This is a genomic window from Xanthomonas sp. 3793 (assembly GCF_024806835.1).
Classification (GTDB): Bacteria; Pseudomonadota; Gammaproteobacteria; order Xanthomonadales; family Xanthomonadaceae; genus Xanthomonas; species Xanthomonas arboricola_F.
The window spans coordinates 668,028-692,707 of record NZ_JANTYU010000002.1 but is presented as its reverse complement, the minus strand read 5'-3'; the positions used below and the strand labels follow the sequence as shown (position 1 = coordinate 692,707).

The following is a 24,680-nucleotide window of genomic DNA, read 5'->3' as shown; positions in this document are numbered from 1 at the left end:
TTGACCATTTGAGGGGGAACTCCTGATGAAACTGTTGATTTCCGCGGTGTTGGCAAGCGTTCTGCTGGTCGGTTGCGGCAAGTCCGAGCCTACCGTCGACGTATCGGCCCAGGCCAACGGCGGTGGCGTGACCTTCAATGGCAAGAGCGTGACGCTCAAGCGTGACGGCCTGCCTGCAGCCACCGTCGGCGCGGACGGCGCGCTCAGCATCGATGGCAAGCCGGTCGCCTTGAACGCTGCGCAGCAGCTGGCGATGCGCAGCGTCTACACGCAGATCCAGGGCGTTGCCGCGAAGGGCATCGATATCGGCACCCAAGGCGCTGCATTCGGCGCTCATGCGGCCGGTGAAGCGCTCAAGGGCGTGCTCAGTGGCAACCCCGACCAGATCGGCGACAAGATCGAGGCCGAGGCGGAGACCTTCAAACAAAAAGCCATGCTGATCTGCGACCAGCTAGACAAGCTGCGCACTGCGCAGGACGCCGCCACTCGCGTGGTGCCGGAGTTCGGGCCATACGCCAACCTGACGCAGAAAGATATCGACGACTGCCGTAACTGATTGCGGCTGCGGCTTACACGTCACGCGTTGCGCCACTGCCGCGGACCTTGGTCGGGTGTGCACCAGGCGGGTGCACACCCAGCGGCGAGATCGGTGCCGTCGCGTTTGCCCCCCCTGCCGTATCCACCCATGATGATCGCGTCGGATCCATGCCTGTCGGCGGTGAGGCATGGGCCTTGCGTCAATTGCCAATGGCAGCGATCGACTGGTAAAGACGGAGGGATGCCTCCTGCGCAGCGTTACCTGCGCCTGCCTCGATTGACCTTCGCCAGGCATGACGGCGTGCGATGGCGTCGGAAACAAGCACCCGCATCGCGGCAGGACCTGGCCCGCTCGCCAGCATATCTCACGCATCACCCTGCGACATTTTGTCAGCCCCCAGGCATCGCGTCTGCGACGATTCGCAGACCCGCGCGGGATTACACTAACGCGCTCTCCCCGATCATCGACCCCATGAACAAGTTCGTGATGCTCTGCATGGCGTTGCTGCTGTGCACCCTTGCCGCCTGTGGCGACCAGTCGTCCCGCCGCGCCGAACGCGGCAAACCGCGCGTCGCCATCACCACGCAATCGGTGATGATCCGCCGCCCGCCGGCTGCCAATGCGGAAATCACGCCCGACGGTACGCTCAAGATCGACGACATCGCGTTGCCGCAGAAGGAACCGACCCGCGCCAAGCTGCAGTTGCTGTTCGGGCATCTGCAGATGCTGCGCCAGCAGGCAGTCAACGACGCTGGCCCGGACCCGGAGTACAAGTCGATCAAGCTGACCGCCACGCCCGAGATCCAAAAGCTCAGCGGCGAATTGCTGGACGAGATCCCGTCGCTGCAACCGTATCGCGAGAGCTTCGGCAACGTGCAGGCCGAGCGGCACTGAGTCGCCGTCCAAGGCCGCACAAAACCGTAAACTGGCGCGAGACCGTGTAGGAGCGCACTTGTGCGCGATGGGGCCTTATCGGGAAGGCTTCATCGCGCACAAGTGCGCTCCTACATGCACATGCTGTCAGTGATCAGCCACCGCCGCCGGTGCTGCCGGCCTGGATGCCACCACGCGTCAGTGCAGCAGGATCCAGCAAACGGCGCAGGTCCGCTTCGCTGAGCCCGCTGTCTTCCAGCGCCACCTCCAGCACCGGCCGCTGTTCCTTGTAGGCACGTTTGGCGATCGCGGCGGCTTTCTCGTAGCCGATGATCGGGTTGAGTGCAGTGACCAGGATCGGGTTGCGGTCCAATGCCTCGCGCACGCGGTCCTGGCGCACCTTCAAGCCGGCGATGGCGGTATCGGCCAGCAGGCGCGATACGTTGCCCAGCAAGGTGACCGAATCCAGCAGGTTGTAGGCGATCAATGGCAGCGTCACGTTCAACTGGAAGTTACCGGTCTGCCCCGCCACGGTGATCGCGGTGTGGTGGCCGATGACCTGCGCGCACGCCATCACGGTGGCTTCCGGAATTACCGGGTTGACCTTGCCCGGCATGATCGAGCTGCCCGGCTGCAGCGCCGGCAATTCGATCTCGCCCAGGCCTGCCAATGGGCCGGCGTTCATCCAGCGCAGGTCGTTGGCGATCTTGATCAACGCCACGGCCAGCGCATTGAGCTGACCGGACAACTCCACCGCATCGTCCTGTGCGGCCAGGCCTTCAAACTTGTTGTCCGCACTTTCGAACTTGACCTTGCTCAGGCCCGACAATGCCTTGGCCACCTTACCGCCGAAGCGTGGGTCGGCATTGATGCCGGTACCGATGGCGGTACCACCCAGCGGCAGACGGCGCAGCCGCTTGAGCGAATCGTCCAGCCGGTCCTGCGCCGAACTCAATTGCGCAGACCAGGCGCCGAATTCCTGCCCGAACGTCAGCGGCATCGCATCCATCAGATGCGTGCGGCCGGTCTTGACGATCTTGTCCAGCGACTTGGCGCGCTTGTCGATGGTCTTGCGCAGGTGCTTGAGCGCCGGCTGCAGGTGTTCCTGCACCGCGAGCAGTGCCGACACGCGAATCGCGGTGGGCACCACATCGTTGGAACTCTGCCCCAGATTGACGTGATCGTTGGGATGCACCGCGTCCTTGCCGGCGCGCGTGGCCAGGGTGGCGATCACCTCGTTGGCATTCATGTTGGACGAGGTGCCCGAACCGGTCTGGTACACATCGATCGGAAATTGCGCATCGTGCGTGCCGTCGGCCACCTGCAATGCCGCCTCCTGCACGGTCTTGCCGATCGACTTGGGCAGTAGCCCGAGCTCGGCATTGACACCGGCAGCGGCGGCCTTGATCAAGCCCAGCGCGCGAATGAAACCGCGCGGCATCGGCTGGCCGGACACCGGAAAATTCTGCACGGCGCGCTGGGTCTGCGCGCCCCACAAGGCGTCGGCAGGCACCTGCAATTGGCCCATGCTGTCGTGTTCGGTCCTGAAACGTTCGCTCATCTGCATTCTCCGCACATTGTTGGATTGTGGTGACGCAATGGCTGGCAGCGGGCGCACCCACGCTGGCGAGGGCCATTACGATACTCGCTGGCAGCGTTGCAACGATGTCATCGCGGCGCGTGGACTAGACTCAGCGCTGATCCATACGAGGTACCACGCCGCCATGGGCGACGACCCTGACTGTAGAAACGCACTGCCTGCGTTCTGTTTCGCTGCACACCACGCCACCACGCATATCCCTGCGTTGATGGGCTCACCCGCCGCCGCTGCACCGCGTGGAGGCGACGATGCTCGGTAATGTGCTGCTGTTGATCGTCGCGCTGCTGCTGGTGCTGTTGAACGGATTCTTCGTTGCGGCCGAATTCGCTCTGGTCAAGCTGCGGCACACGCAGGCGGTGGGGCTGGCACAGACCCATGGCTGGCGCGGGCGCTTGCTGCTGGGGGTACACGCGCATCTGGATGCGTATCTGTCGGCCTGCCAGCTTGGCATCACCCTGGCATCGCTCGGGTTGGGTTGGGTCGGCGAGCCGGCCTTCGCGCATCTGCTGCAGCCGTTGTTCGATGTGCTGGGCATGTCCGAGGACGCGGCGCAGTTCACCGCCCTGGCGATCGCCTTCAGCCTGATCTCGTTCTTGCACATCGTGCTGGGCGAGCTGGCGCCCAAGACCATGGCGATCCGTCGCCCGGAGCGCATGTCGTTGTGGACTGCCGCGCCGTTGTATGTCTTCTACTGGCTGATGTATCCGGCAATCTGGGTGCTCAATACCAGCGCCAACCGGCTGCTGCGCATGCTGGGATGGGGCGATGTGGAGCACCAGTCGCACCGTTATTCGCGCGAGGAACTCAAGCTGATCGTCGGCCGCCAGGACCCGAACGCAGCTACCGCCGATCATGGGCTGGCGCTGATGAGCCATGCGCTGGAACTGCCGGATCTGGTTGCCGGCGACCTGATGCGGCCCCGCGAGCACCTGCGCAGCCTGCGCGAAGGCATGAACCTGGAGGCGGTGCTGGCCGAGTTCAGCGAATCGCGCTACAGCCGCTACCCCTGGTTCGAGGCCGATGGCGAACAGGTGCTGGGTATCCTGCACACCAAGGATCTGCTGGTGGCGATGGCACGCGGCCAGGACCTGGACGATCTGCGCCCGCTGCTGCGCCCGGCCACCCTGCTGACCCTGGAAACCCCGATCCCCAGCGCGCTGGAGCAGTTCCGCACCGGCACCACCCATCTGGCGCTGTGCGTGGAGGACCAGGGCCGCATCCTGGGCTTCTTCACCCTGGAAGACCTGCTGGAAGTGGTGGTTGGCGAGATCGAGGACGAACATCGCCATGTGGTGCGCGACGCCCCGGTGCGCGGCCAGGACGGCTCGTTGCTGGTGGCCGGAAGCACCTCGATCTTTCGCCTGGAACGCTTGCTGGGCCAGGACCTGAGCGCCCCGGACCATGTCAATTCGGTCGGCGGGCTGATCGTGCACCGGCTGCAGCGGCTGCCCGAAGAAGGCGAGACCCTGGAGCTGGACGGCCATGCACTGACGGTGCGGCGCATGGCCGGGCACCGGATCCAGGCGATCACGGTACGGCCGATCGGCGAAGCCGGCGCCGGGGCGGCGTAGAATACGCACCCCCGCCAGCCTCCCAGTGCCCTGCCCATGTCGGATTCCGCCCTGCTCGCCCTGTCCCCGCTCGACGGCCGCTACGCTTCCAAAGTGGATGCGCTGCGCCCGATCTTCTCCGAATACGGCCTGATCAAGGCGCGGGTCAAGGTCGAGATCGAATGGCTGCTGGCCCTGGCCGCCGAGCCGGGCATCGCCGAGCTAGCGCCGTTTTCGCCCGCCGCCAGCCAGCGCCTGCGCGCACTGGCCGACGACTTCAGCGTGACCCACGCCGCACGCGTCAAGCAGATCGAGCGCACCACCAATCATGACGTCAAGGCGGTGGAGTACTTCATCAAGGAACAGCTCAAGGACGATGCCGAGCTTGGCCCGGCGCTGGAATTTGTGCACTTTGCGTGCACCAGCGAGGACATCAACAACCTCAGCTACGGCCTGATGCTGGAACAGGCGCGCCGCGAGGTACTGCTGCCCACGCTGGACGGCATCACCGCCACGCTGCGCACCCTCGCCCACACCCAGGCCGGCCAGCCGATGCTCTCGCGCACGCATGGCCAGACCGCCTCGCCCACCACGCTGGGCAAGGAAATCGCCAACGTGGTCGCGCGCCTGGAGCGCCAGCGCAAGCAGATCGCCGCGGTCGAGCTGACCGGCAAGATCAACGGCGCGGTGGGCAACTACAACGCGCACCTGGTGTCGTACCCACAGCTGGACTGGGCCGCATTCGCGCAGCGTTTCGTGGAGAGCCTGGGCCTGGTGTTCAACCCGTACACCACCCAGATCGAGCCGCACGACAACGTGGCCGAAATCGGCGACGCCAGCCGCCGCGCCAATACCATCCTGATCGACCTGTCGCGCGACATCTGGGGCTACATCTCGCTCGGCTACTTCAAGCAGAAGCTCAAGGAAGGCGAAGTCGGCTCATCGACCATGCCGCACAAGGTCAACCCGATCGACTTCGAAAATGCCGAAGGCAATTTCGGCATCGCCAACGCGCTGTTCGAACATTTTTCCGCCAAGCTGCCGATCAGCCGCTGGCAGCGCGATCTCACCGACTCCACCGTGCTGCGCGCGCTCGGTACCGCGTTCGGCCACACCCAGGTGGCGCTGGATTCGCTGGCCAAGGGCCTGGGCAAGCTGACCGTCAATCCGCAGCGCCTGGATGCCGACCTGGACGCCGCCTGGGAAGTGCTGGCCGAAGCCGTGCAGACGGTGATGCGCCGCCACGGCCTGCCCAACCCCTACGAACAATTGAAGGCATTGACGCGCGGCCACGGCATCACCGCCGCCTCGATGCAGGCCTTCGTGGAAAGCCTGCAGCTGCCCGAAGAGGACAAGCAGCGCCTGCGTACGCTCACCCCAGGCGGCTACACCGGTCTGGCAGAGCAGCTGGCGCGCGCGATCTAGGCACGGCCAACCGAACTGCTGCACAACCACCGTCCGCATGCGGGCGGTGCACGGAGTCGGCATGCGCCACTGGTCGCTTCCGGTTTTCGTGCGCGCCCTGACAGCGGCCGACAAAGCTCAAGTGCAGACGCAAGGCGGGCGGGACCGCGGCTCGGTGCGGCAGGTACCACTCGCACACTCCGGTTGCTCCACGCCATCCATCCCCCCGGCGCCTGCTCGTTACGTTTGTTTGCTGATCCAAGGCCGCTCGCTACGGCATGTCGGTCGCTCCCCGCGGATAAAACCACCGGCGCCACCGCGCCAGGCAGGCGCGGCCGTTGCTGATGTGCCATGGATCCCCGCGCCTGCGCCCCTGTTCTGAACGGGATGCGCGGCCGGATGTGCCGGCAATCCCCAGGCGTCGAGCCGGCGTCAACGACGCTTCCCGGCGTGACTGCTATGGTGCCGGCCTCATCCAAGCGAGTGTCCATCCATGCGTGCAGTTCGGAGTATCGCGTCGCTGTTTGCCCTGTCCAGCATCGTCGCACTGGGCGGCTGCGGTGCCGACGGCCCGGCGGCCCAGGCGGTATCGGCCGTCTCGTCCACAGTGACCGACCCGGCCAGCGGCGCCGATTGCGACGGAAAGGATGTGCGCCTGACCCGCGACGACAGCGAGTGGATCCTGCACGGCAACTGCGGCACGGTGACCATCACCGCCTCGCGCGGTGCGATGAATCTGGACAACGCACGCAGCATCCGCGTGGAAGGCAGCAACTTCACCGTCCTCAACAAGCAGCTTGGCGAGCTCAGCATCATCGGCCATGACAACACGCTCAATCTGACCAAGGTCGACAGCGTGGACATCCAGGGCAACAAGAACCTGGTGCTGGCGCGTGAGATCAAGCAGGTCCGTTTTTCCGGCAACGACAACACGGTCAACCCGTCCAGCAAACCCACGCTGGATGACCGCGGCAGCGGCAACAAGGTGATGTGAGGCCGCGACGGTGCGCTAGCGCAGCCTTCGCACGGCAAGGCAAGGCAAGGCAGCAAGATTGCGAATGACGCACGCATGGAGCGCCGTGCGTGCCGGGTGCTCGTCATCTTTGTCAGCCGGCACGGGCCATGAACGCGCCACCCGGGACGCCATCACGGCCCGAGCCGCAGCACTTACGGTCGCCGCGCCGCCAAAAGCGCTACGGCGCGCTTGACGGTGCCGCGTACGATCACACAAGGCAGTGTCTCGTCCGCTCAACCTTGATGCGGGCTGCATTGCGGCGTACACGTCGATGACAGCATCGCCAACTGCAGCCTGTCGGGCGGCGTCAGCGGCAACCCCGAAAGTGACGCGCCTCGCAGCGCGTGACCTGCTACCCCATGGTCCGGCCCGCCCCGCTTCCGTAGGAGCGGCCTTGGCCGCGAAGCAGCCCACGCACCTCGTCACCAGCTCCCAAGGCAGGCACACTGTTGCCGCCCGCACAGCACTATGGAACTGGGTGAGGTGACCGCCATCCGGAGCATTCTCCCGCGCCGCGCAGGCCGAACCACCACGTCCCTGAAGCATGGCCTGTCGCCAGCCCCACGTGCACGTGCAGATCCGGCGCAGGCATCGGACAATGGAGCATCTGCGCCGGCACTGCCGCGCCCCAGCATCCCATCGACATCTGCAAGGACTCCCCATGGCTGCACGCAAGGCAAACCCTCCCGTCATCGAAGTCCAGGCCCGCCCCGGGCAGCCGCTGGGCATGCCGGTGGAGCGCTTTCTGCGCACCTACTGGCACAAGCACCCGCTGCTGATCCGCAACGCCTTTGCGGATTTCGCCTCGCCGCTGCAGCCGGAAGATCTGGCTGGCCTGGCCTGCGAGGACGGCGTGCTGGCGCGCCTGATCAGCCACGACCGCGCCACCGACGACTGGAGCGTGCGTACCGGCCCGTTCCAGGAGACCGACTTCCCCGGCCTGCCCGATCGCGATTGGACGCTGTTGGTGCAGGACGTGGACAAGTGGGACGCCGACGTGCGCGCATTGCTGGACCAGTTCCGCTTCCTGCCGCGCTGGCGCATCGACGACATCATGATCAGCTTCGCCGCCACCGGTGGCTCGGTCGGCGCACATGTCGATCACTACGACGTGTTCCTGCTGCAGGGCCAGGGCCATCGCCGCTGGCAGATCGACGCCCGCACCTCGCAAGGCCGCAAGCCCACGCCGCAGGCGTTCCGCGACGACGTCGACATCAAGCTGCTGCGCGAGTTCAAGCCGACCCACGACTGGGTGCTGGGTCCGGGCGACATGCTGTACCTGCCGCCGCTGCTACCGCATCACGGCGTGGCAGAAGACGCCTGCCTGACCTTCTCGATCGGCACCCGCGCGCCCTCCTCGGCCGAGCTGATCGGCGATTACCTGGACACCCTGATCGCCGATGCCGACGAGGCCGTGCGCTACCACGACGAAGACCTCAAGGTGCCGGCCGATCCATACGAGATCGACGTCACCGCGATGAACCGCGTGGTCGAAGCGCTCAATGCGCTGCGCATGAACGACCCCGATCGGCTGGGCGACTGGTTCGGCCGCTTCATGACCACCTACCGCGCCTCCGGCGACGTGGTGCCGGCGCCCGAGCCGATCCCGCGCGAAGCGGTCGAACAGGCGCTGGAAGAAGGCGTGGTGCTGTACCGCCACCCCTGGTCGCGGCTGGCCTGGCGGCGCGCCAAGCGCGGTGCCACGCTGTTCTGCAGCGGCCTGGAATTCGCATTGTCGGCCAAGGACGCGGCGCGCCTGGCGGCGGCCGAAGAGATCGATGGAGGGCTTTACGCGCAGCTGACCGCGCGCGGCCGCGAAGTGGTCTTGGAGCTGCTGGCGCAAGGCCACTACCAGCGCGCCCATGACGACGCGCACGAAGACATCGACGACGAGCAGGCGCACGCGCTCACGGTGTCGGCCGACCACCACGACGATCAGGACGACGACGATCGCGCGGACGCAGACGAGGCCATCGATACCGAGGCCGATGTCGAAGCGGTGGCGGACGAGGCAGACACCCCGGCCGAACTCGTCGACATCAGCCAGGACTCGGATGACGACTCCGAGGCCTCGGATATTGCCGAAGACGGCAACGACGCAGAGACCCCGGAGCGCGCATGAGTCCGCACGGCCGGCCGCAGATCGTCTCGCTGGACCCGGCATCCGATGCCGCGGCCCTGCGTGCGCTGCGGCAGGCCTGCACGACCGACATCGCGGACATCGTCCACGAGACCGATTGGGATGCACTTGACCCGCTCAGCCTGCACTTGGCCGCGCGCACCGATGACGGCCACCTGGTCGCCTCGGTGCGGGTGACGCCGGATCGCCGCATCGATCGGCTCGGCCTGGTGCCGGACTGGCGGCGTCGCGGGCTGTCCGACCACCTGCTTGCCGCAGCGGTGGATGCCGCCACCCAGCGGGGCTGGCCCAGCCTGCACGCCCGCGTCACCGCAAGCGCCGAGGCGGTGTTCGCACGCCTGGGCTTCCTACCCGGGTTACTTCCGCATCCTTCGCATGGGCGCACTGCCGATGCCGGCGCTGCGCCAGGCAAGCCCGTGCATCGCCGGCTCGATGGCCCGATGGCGGTGGACGATCTCGCCGCGGCCCTGGCCGCCACCACCGGCCTGCTCAGCAGCGCACGCCGGCAGGTGCTGATCTACACCCGCGCACTGGACCCGCCGTTGTTCGACAACCCCGCCGTGCTCGATGCGCTGCGCCGCTTTGCCACCGCACGCCACGACAAGCGCGTGCAGGTGCTGGTGCAGGACACCGCCAGCGCCACTGCCAGCAGCAGCGCAATGCTGCGCCTGGCCCAGCGCCTGCCCAGCGTGTTCCGGTTCCGCGCGGTCAGCGATCCGGTCGATACCAGCTATGCGGCGGCTTACCTGGTCGGCGACGACGCCTACTACTTTCGTCCAACAGGTCATCGCTACGACGATGGCGAAACCTGGTTGTCCGGTGCGGCCCGCAGCCGCCAGCTGGAGCGCGAATTCGCGCAGATATGGGAGCGCAGCACGCTCTGGAACGAACCGCGCGCGCTCGGCATCTGACGCCGCAGCGCCCCTTGCGCGTAGGCGCCCGGCCAATTGGTCTACCTCGCCGGTCAGCTCGCAGACGCCCCCTCACAAGCGCAAGGGGGTATAATTTTTCGAGATTTGAGACCGACCGATAGGGCAACTCGCCCTGCCGCTTCCGCACAATCATCCCCACAGCAGACCCGACTTACCATCGTGGATAATCTCCTAAAGCAGTTCGCGCAGTCATCGCAGCTCGCCGGCGGCAACGCCGCCTACATCGAGGATCTGTACGAGCAGTACCTCGTCGCCCCGGACAGTGTCGATCCGAAGTGGAAGACGTACTTCGACGGCTTCAAAGGTCGCGATGCCGGTGATGTCCCGCACTCGGCGGCCATCGCCCACATCCTCAGCGCGTCCAGGCAAGCCGCCAATGCAGGGACCGGCGCAGGCGCCAGTGACGAGCGCGAGCGCAACGTCGGCCGCCTGATTACCGCCTATCGTGCGCGTGGCCACCTTGGCGCGCAGCTCGATCCGCTGGGGCTCACCCCGCCGGTCAATCCGCCCGATCTGGACCTGCCGTTCCACAGCCTGTCGCAGGCCGACATGGACAGCGAGTTCAGCACCGGCGGCGTCGGTGGCCAGCCGCGGATGAAGCTGAAGGACCTGCTGGCCCGGTTGAAGGCGACCTACGCCAGCACCATCGGCGCAGAGTTCATGCACATCCAGGAATTCGACCAGCGCCAGTGGATCTACAAGCGCCTGGAAGATGCCGGCGGCAAGATCGCCGGCGACGCGGCCAGCCGCAAGCGCACGCTGGAGCGGCTCACCGCCGCCGAAGGCCTGGAGCGCTACCTGCACACCAAGTACGTCGGCCAGAAGCGCTTCTCGCTGGAAGGCGGCGATGCGCTGATTCCGATGATGGACGCGATCATCCACCAGTCCGGCAAGGACCAGGTCAAGGACATCGTGATCGGCATGGCCCACCGCGGCCGCCTCAACGTGCTGGTCAATACGTTGGGCAAGAACCCGCGCAAGCTGTTCGACGAATTCGAAGGCAAGTTCGAGCACGCCCACGACGACCGCGCGCACACCGGCGACGTCAAGTACCACATGGGCTTCTCGGCAGATATCGCCGTGGGCGACAGCAACCAGGTGCATCTGGCGCTGGCGTTCAACCCCTCGCACCTGGAAATCGTCGACCCGGTCGTGGTCGGCAGTGTGCGGTCGCGCCAGGAGCGCTTCGGCGATGCCGAGCGCAAGACCGTGCTGCCGATCCTGATCCACGGCGATGCCGCATTCGCTGGCCAGGGCGTGGTGATGGAGCTGTTCCAGATGTCGCAGGCGCGCGGTTTCGCGGTCGGCGGCACCGTGCACATTGTCGTCAACAACCAGATCGGCTTCACCACCAGCACGCGCGACGATGCCCGTTCCACGCTGTACTGCACCGACGTGGCCAAGATGATCGGCGCGCCGGTCTTCCACGTGAACGGCGACGACCCGGATGCGGTGATCTTCGTGTCCAAGCTGGCCTATGAATTCCGCCAGCAGTTCAAGAAGGACGTGGTCATCGACCTGGTCTGCTACCGCCGTTGGGGCCATAACGAGGCCGACGAGCCGGCCGCGACCCAGCCGGTGATGTACCAGACCATCCGCAAGCACAAGACCACCCGCGAGCTGTACGCCGCCAAGCTGGAAAGCGACGGCGTGCTGAGCGCAGACGAGGCCAAGGCGCTGGTCGACGGCTACCGCAACAAGCTGGATTCGGGCGAGTACACCACCGAACTGGCCAAGCGCAAGCCGGACGAATTTGCGATCGACTGGTCCAAGTACCTGGTCGGCACCGCCGCCGATCCGGTGGACACGCGCGTCAAGCGCGATCAGCTGGATCGTCTGGCCAAGCTGATCACCACGATTCCGGAAGGCGTCGAGTTGCATGCACGCGTCGGCAAGATCTACGACGACCGCGTCAAGATGGCCGCCGGCGAGCAGGCCGGCGACTGGGGCTTTGCCGAAAACCTGGCCTATGCCACCTTGCTGGCCGAAGGCCACAAGCTGCGCCTGGTCGGCCAGGACGCCGGTCGCGGTACGTTCTTCCACCGTCACGCGATCCTGCATGACCAGAAGACCGACAGTTACCACCTGCCGCTGCGCCAGCTGGTGCAGAACCCCGAAGACGCCACCATCATCGACTCGCTGCTCAGCGAAGAAGCGGTGATGGGCTTCGAGTACGGCTACTCCACCACCGACCCGAATGCGCTGTGCATCTGGGAAGCGCAGTTCGGCGATTTCGCCAACGGCGCGCAGGTGGTGATCGACCAGTTCATCGCCGCCGGCGAAGCCAAGTGGGGCCGTATCGCGGGCCTGTCGCTGTTCCTGCCGCACGGCTATGAAGGCCAGGGCCCGGAGCACAGCTCCGCGCGTCTGGAGCGCTTCCTGCAGCTGTGCGCGCTGGAGAACATGCTGGTGTGCGTGCCGACCACCCCGGCGCAGTGCTTCCACATGATCCGCCGGCAGATGCGCATGACCACCCGCAAGCCGCTGGTGGTGATGACGCCCAAGTCGTTGCTGCGCCACAAGCTGGCGGTGTCGAGCCTGGAAGAACTGGCCGAAGGGCAGTTCCAGCATCTGATTCCCGACGCCAAGGCCGATGCAGGCAAGGTCAAGCGCGTGGTGCTGTGCTCGGGCAAGGTCTATTACGACCTGCTCGAAGACCAGACCAAGCGTGGCCAGGACGACGTCGCCATCCTGCGCGTGGAGCAGCTGTATCCGTTCCCGCGTGCGCAGCTGGCCGCCGAGCTCAAGGCCTATGCCAACGCCACCGACGTGGTGTGGTGCCAGGAAGAACCGCAGAACCAGGGTGCGTGGTATCAGATCCGCCACCATCTGAACTTCTGCCTGGCCAGCGGCCAGAGCCTGCACTACGCCGGCCGTGCCCGTTCGCCCTCGCCTGCCGCCGGCCACATGGCCGACCACATCGTCGAACAGCAGAAGCTGGTCGCCGATGCGCTCCTCAATCCGTTCAACGACCAAGTCGCTGAATAACTCCTCTTCCCCAAAGAACGAAAACCCTAGGACGCTCCCCGAATGGCCACCGAAGTCAAAGTTCCGGTACTGCCCGAATCCGTTTCCGACGCCACCATCGCCAGCTGGCACAAGAAGGCCGGTGAAGCGGTCAAGCGCGACGAGAATCTGGTCGACCTGGAAACCGACAAGGTCGTGTTGGAAGTTCCTTCGCCGGTCGACGGCGTACTGAAGGAAATCAAGTTCGAAGCCGGCAGCACGGTCACCAGCAACCAGATCCTGGCGATCATCGAAGAAGGCGCCGTTGCCGCCGCCGCTCCTGCCGAAGAGAAGAAGGCCGATGCACCGGCTCCGGCCGCTGCTGCCCCGGCCGCAGCGCCGGCCCCGGCTGCCGCCGCTGCGCCTGCCGCTGCCTCCAAGTCCGCTGCCGATGCGCTGCCTCCGGGTGCGCGTTTTGCCGCGATCACCCAGGGCGTGGACCCGGCCCAGGTCGAGGGCACCGGCCGTCGTGGCGCAGTGACCAAGGAAGACATCGTCAACTTCGCCAAGGCCGGCGGCGTGGGCAAGGCATCCGGCGCCCGCCCGGAAGAGCGCGTGGCGATGACCCGCGTGCGCAAGACCATCGCCAAGCGCCTGATGGAGTCCAAGAACTCCACCGCGATGCTGACCACCTTCAACGAAGTGAACCTGGCCAAGGTGTCGGCCGCGCGCAAGGAACTGCAGGACGAGTTCCAGAAGGCGCACGGCATCAAGCTCGGCTTCATGAGCTTCTTCGTCAAAGCCGCCGCCAACGCGCTGCAGCGCTTCCCGCTGGTCAACGCCTCGATCGACGGCGACGACATCATCTATCACGGCTACAGCGACATCTCGATCGCCGTGTCCACCGACAAGGGCCTGGTCACGCCGGTGCTGCGTAACGTCGAGCGCCAGTCGTTCGCCGACGTCGAGCAGGGTATCGCCGACTACGCCGCCAAGGCACGCGCCGGCAAGCTGGGCCTGGACGATCTGCAGGGCGGCACCTTCACCATCACCAACGGCGGCACCTTCGGCTCGCTGCTGTCCACCCCGATCATCAACCCGCCGCAGAGCGCCATCCTGGGCATGCACGCGATCAAGGAACGTCCGATCGCCGAAAACGGCCAGGTCGTGATCGCGCCGATGATGTATCTGGCGCTGTCCTACGACCATCGCATCATCGACGGCAAGGATTCGGTGCAGTTCCTGGTCGACATCAAGAATCAGCTGGAAAACCCGGGCCGGATGTTGTTTGGTCTGTGATGAAAGCCGGGATTGGGGAGTCGGGATTGGGGATTAGCGAGAGCTGCCCCTTCCTGAGCATCCCCGCCTTTGCGAATCCCCAATCCCCAATCCCCAATCTCGTGAGCGAAGAATGAGCGAACAAGAACAATTCGACGTCGTCGTCATCGGTGCCGGTCCGGCCGGTTATCACGCGGCGATTCGCGCGGCCCAGCTGGGCATGAAGGTCGCCTGCATCGACGCCGCACTCGGCAAGGACGGCAAGCCCGCACTGGGCGGCACTTGCCTGCGCGTGGGCTGCATTCCGTCCAAGGCGCTGCTGGATTCCTCGCGCCAGTTCTGGAACATGGGCCACCTGTTCGGCGACCACGGCATCAGCTTCAACGACGCCAAGATGGACGTGCCCACCATGATCGGCCGCAAGGACAAGATCGTGAAGCAGTTCACTGGCGGCATCGCGATGCTGTTCAAGGCCAACAAGATCACCCCGTATTACGGCTTCGGCCAGCTGCTGCCGGGCAACGTCGTCAAGGTCGCCCAGCACGAAGGCGGCGAGATCGAGCTCAAGGGCACCAACGTGATCCTGGCGGCCGGCTCGGAATCGATCGAGTTGCCGTTTGCCAAGTTCGATGGCGACACCATCGTCGACAACGTCGGCGGCCTGGACTTCACCGCCGTGCCCAAGCGCCTGGCGGTGATCGGCGCCGGCGTGATCGGCCTGGAACTGGGCAGCGTGTGGAAGCGCCTGGGCGCCGAGGTCACCATCCTCGAAGCGTTGCCGGACTTCCTGGCCCTGGCCGATGCCGAAGTGGCCAAGACCGCGCTGAAGGAATTCAAGAAGCAGGGCCTGGACATCAAACTGGGCGCCAAGGTCAGCAAGACCGAGATCACCGGTAGCGGTGATGCCAAGCAGGTGGTGCTCAGCTACACCGACAGCGCCGGCGAGCAGACCCTGACCGTGGACAAGCTGCTGGTGGCCGTGGGCCGCAAGGCTGCGACCAAGAACCTGCTGGCTGACGGCACCGGCGTCAAGGTGACCGACCGCGGTCAGATCGAAGTCGATGGCCATTGCCATACCGGCGTCGACGGCGTGTGGGCCATCGGCGACTGCGTGCGCGGCCCGATGCTGGCGCACAAGGGCTTCGAGGAAGGCATCGCGGTGGCCGAGCTGATCGCCGGCCTGCCCGGTCACGTCAACTTCGACACCATTCCGTGGGTCATCTACACCGAGCCGGAGATTGCCTGGGTCGGCAAGACCGAGCAGCAGCTCAAGGCCGAGGGCGTTGCCTACAAGGCCGGCAGCTTCCCGTTCGCGGCGATCGGCCGTGCGGTAGCCATGGGCGAGCCGGCCGGCTTCGTCAAGGTGATCGCCGATGCCGAAACCGACCGCGTGCTGGGCATGCACCTGGTCGGCGTGGGTGTCTCCGAGCTGGTGCACGAAGGCGTGCTGACGATGGAGTTCAACGGCTCGGCCGATGACCTGGCACGTATCTGCCACGCGCATCCGACCCTGTCCGAAGCGATCCACGACGCCGCGATGGCGGTGAGCAAGCGCGCGATTCATAAGGCTAACTGACCGGGATTGGTGGATTCGGGATTGGGGATTCGCAAGTGCGGCTCCCGGTCCCGGCCCTCTCCGGCAATGACATGGCGCCGGGTGAAAACCCGGCGTTCTGTTTTTCAAGCCCGGCAAGAACTCAAACAATCAGCGCGGCTTGCTGCCGACGGCACCACCTGCCACAGCGCAGTGCCGCCTCGCTTTTACCAATCCCCAATCCCAACTCCCGAATCCCATGAAAAGCATCTGCGTCTACTGCGGCTCCAATGCCGGCAACAAACCCGTCTACGTCGAGCGCGCCATGGCGCTGGGCGATCGCATCGCCAAGCAGGGCCTGCGCCTGGTCTATGGCGGCGGCAATGTCGGCTTGATGGGGACGGTGGCCAACGCGGTGCTGGCCGCCGGTGGTGAAGTCACCGGGGTGATTCCGCAGCAGCTGGCCGATTGGGAAGTGGCGCATCGCGGGCTGACCACGCTGGAAATCGTCGGCTCGATGCATGAGCGCAAGATGCGCATGTTCGAGCTGTCCGATGCCTTCGTCGCCCTGCCCGGCGGCTTCGGCACCATGGAAGAGATCTTCGAGATGCTGACCTGGCGCCAGCTGGGCATCGGCAACAAGCCGTGCGCCTTCCTGGATATCGCAGGGTTCTATGCACCGCTGATCGGCATGATCGATCGGATGGTGGAAGAGCGGTTCCTGCATCCGGATCAACGCGCCGACCTGTGGTACGGCGACGACATGGCGCAGATGCTGGAGTGGATGCAGCACTACACGCCTGCCCAGGCGTCCAAGTGGATCGACGAGAAGCGCCGTTCCACGCTGGTGTAATCAGGATTTGCCGGCCTTGCGCGGACTTGGACGCGCCGCTTCCTGCTGGCGCGCGCATACCCGCCAGGCGCGATGTCATTAGCCAACGTCCGACGCACGGCAACGGTGCATCGCCAAGACGCACCTCGTCCCGAATGCCCCGGTCTGCGAGCTTGCAACGGCAGTCACGCTGACTGCCGCAACCGGCATCGCTGCCTCGCATAGAATGGCGGCGATGCTCGATACCCTCGCCGCTGACGCGCACCATAGCCTGGACATCAAGCACAGTCGCTTTCTGGCCCATGCTGCTGCACTCGATTCTTCCGCGCAGGCGCTGGAGATCGTGCAGCGCGTGTCGGTGCCCGACGCCACGCATAACTGCTGGGCCTACCGGTTCGGGCAGGAGTACCGTTCCAGCGACGATGGCGAGCCCAGCGGCACTGCCGGCCGGCCGATTCTGGCCGCCATCGATGGCCAAGGCTTCGATCGCGTGGTGGTGGTGGTGACGCGCTGGTATGGCGGGATCAAGCTTGGTGCCGGCGGGCTGGTGCGCGCTTACGGCGGTACCGCTGCCGAATGCCTGCGCCTGGCCACGCGGCGACCGCTGGTCGCGTTGACCCTGCTCGACCTGCAATGCCAGTTCGACGATCTGGGCCTGGTGCACGCGGCGCTTGCCGCATTCCATGTCGACAAGCTGGACGAACACTTCCACGCCCAAGGCGCAGCGTTGCGCGTGCAACTGCCTGCCGATCAGCTTGCCGGCTTGAAAAGCCGTCTGTGCGACGCCACTCGCAATCGTGTCCATCTCTCAATACCGGAAGCCGCATGAATCAGCCAGCCGCCGCCAGGCCCAACCCATTGCGGAAGCTTGGCAGCCTGCGCACCTTGTGGCCCTTCGTGCAACGTCAGCGAGGCCTGTTCGCCGCCTGGCTGATCGCACTTGCGGTGTCTTCGGCAGCCACGTTGAGCCTGCCGGCCGCGGTCAAGCGCATGATCGATCACGGCTTCTCCGGCGGCACGCAGATCAACCAGGCCTTTGCGCTGTTGTTTGTGGTGGCGGTGGTGCTGGCCCTGGCGACCGCAGCGCGCTTTTACTTCGTGGCCTTGCTGGGCGAAAAGGTCGTCGCCGATCTGCGCGGCCGCCTGTATGCGCACCTGATCGGGCTGGATGCCGGCTTTCATGATCGCAGCCGCAGCGGCGAGCTGGTGTCGCGACTGTCGGCCGACAGCGAACTGCTGCGCGGGCTGATCGGCACCACCATGTCGGTGGCGTTGCGTAGCTCGGTGACAGTGATCGGCAGCATGGTGATGTTGTTCGTCACCAGCCCGCGCCTGGCCGGATTCACGATGATCGGCATTCCGCTGGCGGTGCTTCCGATCGTGCTGGGTGCGCGCCGGTTGCAAAAGATTTCGCGCGCCAGCCAGGACCGCGTGGCCGATGCCAATACGCTGGCGGCCGAAACGCTTGGTGCGGTACGCACCGTGCAGGCGCATGCGCGCGAGCGTTACGAAAGCCAGCGTTTCAGCCAGGCCTTGTTTGCGGCGATCGATACCGCGCGGCTGCGGATCCGCACCCAGGCCGGCGTGACCGCCATCGCGATCATGCTGATCTTCGGTGCCATCGTGGGCGTGCTGTGGCTGGGCGCACACGACGTGGTGTCCGGGCGCATGACACCCGGCACGCTGGGCCAGTTCGTGCTGTATGCGCTGATCGGCGGCGGTTCGGTGGGCGCACTGGCCGAGGTGTGGAACGAGTTGCAGCGCGCCGCAGGCGGCATGGGCCGGGTTGGCGAACTGCTCGACGAAGAATCGGCGATCGTTGCACCGGCCAACCCGACGCCGTTGCCGCAGCCGTTACGCGGAGCGATCCATTTCGACCAGGTGGCATTCCATTATCCGCAGCGCCCCGACGCACCGGCGCTGGACGGCTTCGACCTGCACGTCAGCCCGGGCGAGACCGTTGCCCTGGTCGGCCCGTCCGGCGCCGGCAAGAGCACGGTGCTGGCGATGCTGCTGCGCTTCCACGACCCGGCCAGCGGCAGCGTCCGCATCGACGAGGTGGACCTGCGCCAGACCGACCCGGTGCGCCTGCGCGAGAACATCGCGCTGGTCCCGCAGCAACCCACCCTGTTCGCCGCCAGCGCCGCCGACAACATCCGCTATGGCCGCCTGCAGGCCAGCGATGCCGAGGTGGAAGCGGCAGCGGCAGCGGCAGAGGCGGACGGGTTCATTCGCGCCCTGCCCCAAGGCTACGCCAGCGAACTGGGCGAGCGCGGGACGCGCCTGTCCGGCGGCCAGCAGCAGCGCGTGGCGATCGCACGTGCATTGCTCAAGGACGCGCCGATCCTGCTGCTGGACGAAGCCACCAGCGCATTGGACGCGCAGAGCGAGCGCGCCGTGCAGCAGGCACTGGACCGGCTGATGCAGGGGCGCACCACCCTGGTCATCGCGCACCGCCTGGCAACCGTGCTCAAGGCCGACCGCATCGTGGTGATGGATGCCGGCCGCATCGTGGCGCAGGGCACGCATGCGCAGTTGATCGCCGAAGGTGGACTGTATGCCGAGCTGGCGCGGCTGCAATTCATCGATCAATGACCGCTGGTTGATGCCCGCTGCGGGCCACGCGCCCGCGCACCGGCCTGGCCGGCAGTGCGACTCCGAGCGACCCGACGGACCGATGCGACCATGCCCCGCCCCAAGACCACCCTTCGCCAACTGAGCTACTTCGTCGCACTTGCCGACACCGGCAGTTTCACCCGTGCCGCCGAACAGATGGGCGTGTCGCAGCCCTCGTTGTCGCAGCAGATCCGCGCACTGGAAAGCATCATCGGCGCACCGCTGTTCGAGCGCGGCGTGCCGGCCATCCTGACCCCGCTCGGGCGCGACCTGCTCGATCGCGCGCGCAGCATCCTGCTCGACGTGACCGATCTGGAAGACGTGCGCACCACGGCGGCCGACACGTTGATCGGCACCATCCGGCTCGGGGTCTCGCCCACGCTGGGCGCCTACCTGATGCCCAGCCTGGTCGCACGATTGCACCGCGAGCACCCGGCGCTGCGCGTGCACGTGCGCGAGGGCCTGCCGACCGTCCTGGCCAGCGACCTGGCCAACGGCGTGCATGACCTGATCCTGGCGCAATTGCCGGTGGCCGGACGCAGCCTGCATAGCGAGCGGCTGTTCCGCGAACCCCTGCACGTGACCATGGCCGCCGATCACCCGCTGCGCGCCAAACGCTACGTCACCCCTGCCGACTTGCGCGGTGCCAACCTGCTCACCTTGATGCCGGAGTACCGATTGGCCGAACAGGTCGCCGCCATCGCGATGGATGTCGGCGCCCATGTGCTGCGCGATTACGAAGGAACCAGTCTGGATGCGATCCGGCAGATGGCCGGCATGGGCATGGGGTTGGCGCTGTTGCCGGACCTGTACGTGCGCCAGGAAATCCGCGAAGGCGACGATGTGGTGGTCCGCCCGATCAAGGGCGGCCGCTATTACCGCGAGATCGGGCTGCTGTGGCGGCAAGGTGCAGGGCGTGCGCCGGCGTTCGGTTTGATCGCCGATTTGCTGCGTGCGGCAGCCGCATAGGAAAATCCTATACAACGGATAAGCGCTCCGGCCTTGTCCTATAGCGGCAACTCGTCAATGCTTCACTGAACTCATCAATGGAAGTTCAATGGCGTCACAGCGGATCGGATGGCGGGAAGCGGTGGGCTGGCTGGCGGAAATCGTCGGGCCGGACATGCCGTATGTGCGTCTCGCCCTGGTGTACGGCGTGGCGATCAGCCTGCTGTCGCTGGCCACGCCCATTTCGGTGCAGCTGCTGATCAACAGCGTTGCCAACACCGCGCTGCCCACGCCGCTGTGGACGTTGTCGGGCCTGCTGCTGGGGCTGCTGCTGCTGGTAGCGTGCCTGAGCGCGATGCGGGTGTGGATGATGGCGCTGTTCGAACGCCGCCTGTTTGCGCGCGTGGTGGCCGAGATCACGGTGCGCGCAGTGCATGCGCAGAACCCCTTCTTCGCCGACCAGAACCGCGGCGATGTGTTCAACCGCTACTTCGATCTGGTGGTGGTGCAAAAAGCCGTGCCCAGCCTGGCGATCGGCGCCTTCACCATCGTGCTGCAGTCGGCGGTCGGCCTGGTCGTCACCAGCTTCTACCACCCGTTCTTCCTCGGGTTCAACGCCTTGCTGCTGCTGATCATCTTCGCGATCTGGATGATCTGGTCGCGCGGTTCGATCCGCACTGCGGTCGAGCTCAGCCACGCCAAGCACAATGCCGCGCACTGGCTGGAAAGCGTCGGCGGTTCCAACGGTTTCTACAAATCCAGCCGCCATCTCAACTTTGCGATGGATCGCTCCGAGGCGGTCACTGCGGCCTATGTCGACCGGCACCGGCGCCATTTCCGCTACAGCTTCACCCAGACGGTGGCGTTCCTGCTGCTGTACGCGGTTGCCAGCGCGGCGCTGCTGGCATTGGGCGGCAGCCTGATCCTGCGCGGCGAGCTGTCGATTGGGCAGTTGGTGGCGGCCGAGCTGATCCTGAGCGCAGTGTTCTATGGCATCGCGCAGCTCGGCGCCTATCTGGACACGTTCTACGACCTGGTTGCCAGCGCGGAAGAATTGTCGCTGCTGTATGCCATTCCGCAGGAACGCGCCGTGGCGGCGGCCGGCAAGATCCCCGGCAACAGCGCGGTGCGGCTGGATGGCGTGGTGATCGAAGGCGCGCGTTTCGATTTCACCCTGGAAGCGGGCGAGCACCTGGTGACGCTGGCCGATGGCGGCGCCGAACGGCTGCTGGCGATGGTGCTCAAGCGCCATGTGGTGCCGGATCGTGGCCTGGTCATGGTGGGTGGCGCGGACCTGGCCACCTTCGACATGTACCTGCTGCGCTCGGAAGTCACCGTGCTCGATCGACCGACCATTGTCGAGGTGACCATCCGCGAGTATCTGGCCATGGCCTCGCCGGACGTGAGCTCCGAAGCGATGCTGGAAGCCATCGACACGGTGGGGCTGCGCGCGCGCATCGCCGCGCTGCCGCAGGGCCTGGACACGCGTCTTGCCGCGTCCGGCTTCCCGCTGTGGATCGGCGAAGTGATGGCATTGAAGCTGGCCAACGCCTTGCTGGTGCGCCCGCGCGTGCTGATGTTGTCGCAGCTCTACGACCTGCTCCCGGCAGAACGCCTGACCCGCGTGCTAGGCCGCCTGAAGGAGGCCGGCACCACCGTGCTGCTATGCACCGGCAGGCCGGAAGACATCGAACTGGATGGCTGGTTCCGCCTGGAGCCAGAGCGCCAGCAGCGCTACGCCACCCGCGCCGAACTGATCGCATCCACCCAGGAGGCCGACAATGCAGCACGCCCCTGATCGGATCGCGCACTTCCCCACGCTGGCCTCGATGCGGCCACCGAGCATCGCCAGGGTGCTGGCGTGGATGCTGTTGATCGGCGTCGCCATCGCCGGCGCGATCCTGGCATTCGCACCGTGGGTGCAGACCGCCAGCGGCAAGGGCCAGGTGGTCTCGCTCGATCCGGGCGATCGCCAGCAGCAGGTCACCGCCTTTGTGCCTGGCCGTGTCGAACGTTGGTATGTACACGACGGCCAGCACGTCTCCAAGGGCGACCCGATCGCGCGCGTCGGCGACCTGGACCCGGATCTGCTCACCCGGCTTGCCAGCGAGCGCGCGCAGGTCGCGGCGGAAATCACCGCCATTCAGCAATCGCGCGCGGTCGCCAGCATCGACGTGGAACGCAGCCGGCAATTGCTCGCCGAAGGACTGGCCGGCCGCCGCGATTACGAGCTGACCCAGATCAAGGTGGCCGAGGCCGACGCCAAGCTGGCCGAATCGCGCGCCAAGTTGACCCGCATCGACATCCAGTTGAACCGTCAGTCCGCGCAGCTGGTGCGCGCGCCGCGCGATGGCCGCGTGCAGCAGCTCAACGCCGCCAGCGGCAGCGCCATGGTCTCGCCCGGCACGGTGCTGGCGGTGATCGCGCCCGAGCGCGTGGAGCGTGCAGTGGAGCTGTATATCGATGGCCGCGACGTCCCGCTAATTCGCCCCGGCCGACCGGTGCGGCTGGAGTTCGAAGGCTGGCCGGCGATCCAGTTCAGCGGCTGGCCGTCGGTGGCGCACGGCATGTTCGATGGCCGCGTGCGCGCAATCGACCCCAATGCCGCGCCGGATGGGCTGTTCCGCATCCTGGTCGAGCCGCAGCCGGGAAAACCGGCCTGGCCGGCGCAGGAATTCGCCCGCCAGGGCGGCAAGGTGCGCGGCTGGGTGCTGGGCGAGACGGTGCGGGTGGGCTACGAACTGTGGCGCCAGCTCAACAACTTCCCGTTGGAATTCGGCCGACGCCCCTCTGCCGCCACGCAGGACGATGGCAAGGCCAAGCCCGCCGCAGACAAGTCCGAAGACGACACGACGGGCAAGAAATGATGCGGCATCTGCTGGTCCTGCTGATCGCACTCTGCCCCGGTGCGGCCTTCGCCCAGGCCGCGCCGCTGACCCTGGACGAAGTGCTGCACTCCTCGGCCCGCTCTGCGCCGCAGATCGTCGAAGCGCTGGCAAAAGTCCGCCAGGCCGAAGGCAAAGGCATATCGGCCGACGGTGCGTTCGATACCGTGTTCGACATCGAAGGCCGCTCGCGCGAGGCCGGCTACTACGACGGCAGCACCATCGAAAGCGGCGTCAAGCGACCGTTCGAGAACAACGGCGGCTATTACTACGGCGGCTACCGCTCCTCGCGTGGTGCGTTCCCGGTCTACGAAGACAAGTCGTATACCGACCGCGGCGGCGAAGTGAAGGTCGGTGCCTTGTACGCGCTGCTGCGCGACCGCGTGGTGGACGAGCGCCGTACCCGGCGCAACGTCGCCAGCGCCGACATCAATGTGGCGCAGTACGAAGCGGAGATGGTGGCGATCGGCGTGCAGCGGCGCGCCGTGGACGCCTACCAGAGCTGGGTGGCGGCCGGCCTGAAGCTGCGTGCGTACAACGACCTGCTGGCATTGGCAGAGCGGCGCCGCAATGCGATTTCGCGGCAGGTGACGCTTGGCGCGCGCCCGACCATTCTGCTGACCGAAAACGACCAGAACCTGGTGCGCCGGCGCGCACTGGTGGTGCGCTCCGAACAGGACTTCGCCAATGCGGCCAATGCCTTGTCGCTGTATCTGCGCGACGACGCCGGCATGCCGCTGATCGTCTCGAGCGAGCGCCTGCCGCCCGATACCTCCGCGCTGGAAGGTCTGGCCGGTGCCAGCAAGATCACCGCGCCGGTGGAGCGGCCCGATTACCGCGCCGTGCTGACCCGCATCGACCAGGCCACTGCGCGGCTGATGCTGGCGCAGAACGATCTGAAGCCACGGCTGGATGTGAGTTTCGAAGTCAGCAAGGATCTGGGCCCCCCCGGCGTGGGCGGGCCGAACCGCTCGCCGACCGATGCGATCATCGGCTTTCGTTTCAGCGTGCCGCTGGAGAACCGCTCCGCCAAAGGCCGCGTTGCCGAAGCGCGCGCCGAGATCGAAGCACTGGATCAGCGCAGCCGCTTCCTGCGCGACCAGATCTCGGTGGAGGTGGAGTCGATCGTCATCTCGCTCAACGCAGCAGAGCGACTGGCCAAGATGGCCGATGAAGAACGCGGCCTCGCCGACCGCCTGGCGGCCGCCGAACGGCGGCGCTTCGAACTGGGCTCCGGCGATTTCTTCCTGGTCAATCAACGCGAAGAAACCGCCAACGACGCGCGCGTGCGCTTGATCGACGCGCAGGCGCGGATTGCGTCGGCACGCGCAGAGCTGGCAGCAGCCACCGCGGACCGCGATGCATTGCAGTTGAGTCGTTGATGGGTCGAGCCTGTGCTGGTCCACGTCTGCACGCGTGGATCCTGCGCTGCGGCGCATGCAGTGCCTGATAGGGTTTACGCTGCATCCATCACGATACCGCCGGGCGCCCTGTACAAACCTGCATCGCCTCGGCCGGCACCGGACTGCAGGCATCGCCGCTGCCTCGCTTGCAAGCAGCCGCGACCTTGCACCCTAATGCGCTGGGAC

At 66.2% G+C, this 24,680-nt stretch carries 18 protein-coding genes and 1 other RNA gene; 18 read left to right on the top strand and 1 reads right to left on the bottom strand.

Features of this window, described 5'->3' with window-relative positions; translation table 11 throughout:
* Positions 1 to 25 precede the first annotated feature (25 nt).
* Together FHY18_RS09255 and FHY18_RS09250 are read left to right on the top strand one after the other, a co-directional pair.
* A complete protein-coding gene (locus tag FHY18_RS09255) occupies positions 26 to 556 on the top strand; it encodes a YggN family protein (protein ID WP_259153626.1) in 531 nt (176 codons plus the stop codon).
* Positions 557 to 1,009: 453 nt separating this feature from the next.
* Complete coding sequence (locus FHY18_RS09250) at positions 1,010 to 1,432, top strand: hypothetical protein (protein WP_259153623.1); 423 nt, start codon at positions 1,010 to 1,012, stop codon at positions 1,430 to 1,432.
* Positions 1,433 to 1,565: 133 nt separating this feature from the next.
* Here the strand turns inward: FHY18_RS09250 and FHY18_RS09245 are convergent, their stop codons facing one another.
* Positions 1,566 to 2,972 (bottom strand): class II fumarate hydratase, encoded by a 1,407-nt coding sequence (locus tag FHY18_RS09245; RefSeq protein WP_259153618.1) that lies wholly within the window; start codon positions 2,970 to 2,972, stop codon positions 1,566 to 1,568.
* Between the two features lie 287 nt (positions 2,973 to 3,259).
* Here FHY18_RS09245 and FHY18_RS09240 point away from each other — a divergent pair, with 287 nt between their 5' ends.
* The 16 genes from FHY18_RS09240 to FHY18_RS09165 all read left to right on the top strand — a co-directional run bounded on the left by FHY18_RS09240 (position 3,260) and on the right by FHY18_RS09165 (position 24,473).
* Positions 3,260 to 4,582: a hemolysin family protein gene (locus FHY18_RS09240; RefSeq protein ID WP_259153615.1), complete on the top strand. Its 1,323-nt coding sequence runs from the start codon at positions 3,260 to 3,262 to the stop codon at positions 4,580 to 4,582.
* Between the two features lie 36 nt (positions 4,583 to 4,618).
* Complete coding sequence (gene purB / locus FHY18_RS09235) at positions 4,619 to 5,986, top strand: adenylosuccinate lyase (protein WP_259153614.1); 1,368 nt, start codon at positions 4,619 to 4,621, stop codon at positions 5,984 to 5,986.
* A gap of 161 nt (positions 5,987 to 6,147) precedes the next feature.
* Positions 6,148 to 6,220: non-coding RNA, sX9 sRNA (locus FHY18_RS09230), on the top strand.
* Positions 6,221 to 6,458: 238 nt separating this feature from the next.
* Positions 6,459 to 6,959 (top strand): DUF3060 domain-containing protein, encoded by a 501-nt coding sequence (locus FHY18_RS09225; RefSeq protein ID WP_259153611.1) that lies wholly within the window; start codon positions 6,459 to 6,461, stop codon positions 6,957 to 6,959.
* A gap of 682 nt (positions 6,960 to 7,641) precedes the next feature.
* Positions 7,642 to 9,102: a cupin domain-containing protein gene (locus FHY18_RS09220; protein ID WP_259153609.1), complete on the top strand. Its 1,461-nt coding sequence runs from the start codon at positions 7,642 to 7,644 to the stop codon at positions 9,100 to 9,102.
* The gene (locus FHY18_RS09215; RefSeq protein WP_259153608.1) at positions 9,099 to 10,031 is read left to right on the top strand and encodes a GNAT family N-acetyltransferase; all 933 of its coding nucleotides are present in this window, start codon (positions 9,099 to 9,101) and stop codon (positions 10,029 to 10,031) included. The genes FHY18_RS09220 and FHY18_RS09215 overlap by 4 nt, the downstream gene beginning before the upstream one ends.
* A gap of 105 nt (positions 10,032 to 10,136) precedes the next feature.
* Positions 10,137 to 13,040, top strand: a complete 2,904-nt coding sequence (locus FHY18_RS09210; protein WP_259153603.1) for a 2-oxoglutarate dehydrogenase E1 component — start codon at positions 10,137 to 10,139, stop codon at positions 13,038 to 13,040.
* Between the two features lie 42 nt (positions 13,041 to 13,082).
* Positions 13,083 to 14,297 carry a dihydrolipoyllysine-residue succinyltransferase gene (sucB, locus tag FHY18_RS09205; RefSeq protein WP_259153599.1) on the top strand — a complete coding sequence of 405 codons (1,215 nt, stop codon included), beginning with the start codon at positions 13,083 to 13,085 and terminating at the stop codon, positions 14,295 to 14,297.
* 112 nt (positions 14,298 to 14,409) lie between these two features.
* A complete protein-coding gene (gene lpdA / locus FHY18_RS09200) occupies positions 14,410 to 15,852 on the top strand; it encodes a dihydrolipoyl dehydrogenase (RefSeq protein WP_259153597.1) in 1,443 nt (480 codons plus the stop codon).
* 217 nt (positions 15,853 to 16,069) lie between these two features.
* Positions 16,070 to 16,663 (top strand): TIGR00730 family Rossman fold protein, encoded by a 594-nt coding sequence (locus FHY18_RS09195; RefSeq protein ID WP_046964993.1) that lies wholly within the window; start codon positions 16,070 to 16,072, stop codon positions 16,661 to 16,663.
* Positions 16,664 to 16,868: 205 nt separating this feature from the next.
* Positions 16,869 to 17,471 carry a YigZ family protein gene (locus FHY18_RS09190; RefSeq protein WP_259153595.1) on the top strand — a complete coding sequence of 201 codons (603 nt, stop codon included), beginning with the start codon at positions 16,869 to 16,871 and terminating at the stop codon, positions 17,469 to 17,471.
* Complete coding sequence (locus FHY18_RS09185; protein WP_259153593.1) at positions 17,468 to 19,237, top strand: ABC transporter transmembrane domain-containing protein; 1,770 nt, start codon at positions 17,468 to 17,470, stop codon at positions 19,235 to 19,237. Before FHY18_RS09190 ends, FHY18_RS09185 begins: the two co-directional genes overlap by 4 nt.
* 90 nt (positions 19,238 to 19,327) lie before the next feature.
* A complete protein-coding gene (locus tag FHY18_RS09180) occupies positions 19,328 to 20,227 on the top strand; it encodes a hydrogen peroxide-inducible genes activator (RefSeq protein ID WP_259153592.1) in 900 nt (299 codons plus the stop codon).
* A gap of 88 nt (positions 20,228 to 20,315) precedes the next feature.
* The gene (locus FHY18_RS09175; RefSeq protein WP_259153590.1) at positions 20,316 to 22,004 is read left to right on the top strand and encodes an ABC transporter ATP-binding protein; all 1,689 of its coding nucleotides are present in this window, start codon (positions 20,316 to 20,318) and stop codon (positions 22,002 to 22,004) included.
* Positions 21,988 to 23,073 (top strand): HlyD family efflux transporter periplasmic adaptor subunit, encoded by a 1,086-nt coding sequence (locus tag FHY18_RS09170; RefSeq protein ID WP_259153589.1) that lies wholly within the window; start codon positions 21,988 to 21,990, stop codon positions 23,071 to 23,073. Before FHY18_RS09175 ends, FHY18_RS09170 begins: the two co-directional genes overlap by 17 nt.
* Positions 23,070 to 24,473, top strand: coding sequence for a TolC family protein (locus FHY18_RS09165; protein ID WP_259153587.1), 1,404 nt, complete (start codon positions 23,070 to 23,072; stop codon positions 24,471 to 24,473). Before FHY18_RS09170 ends, FHY18_RS09165 begins: the two co-directional genes overlap by 4 nt.
* Positions 24,474 to 24,680 lie beyond the last annotated feature (207 nt).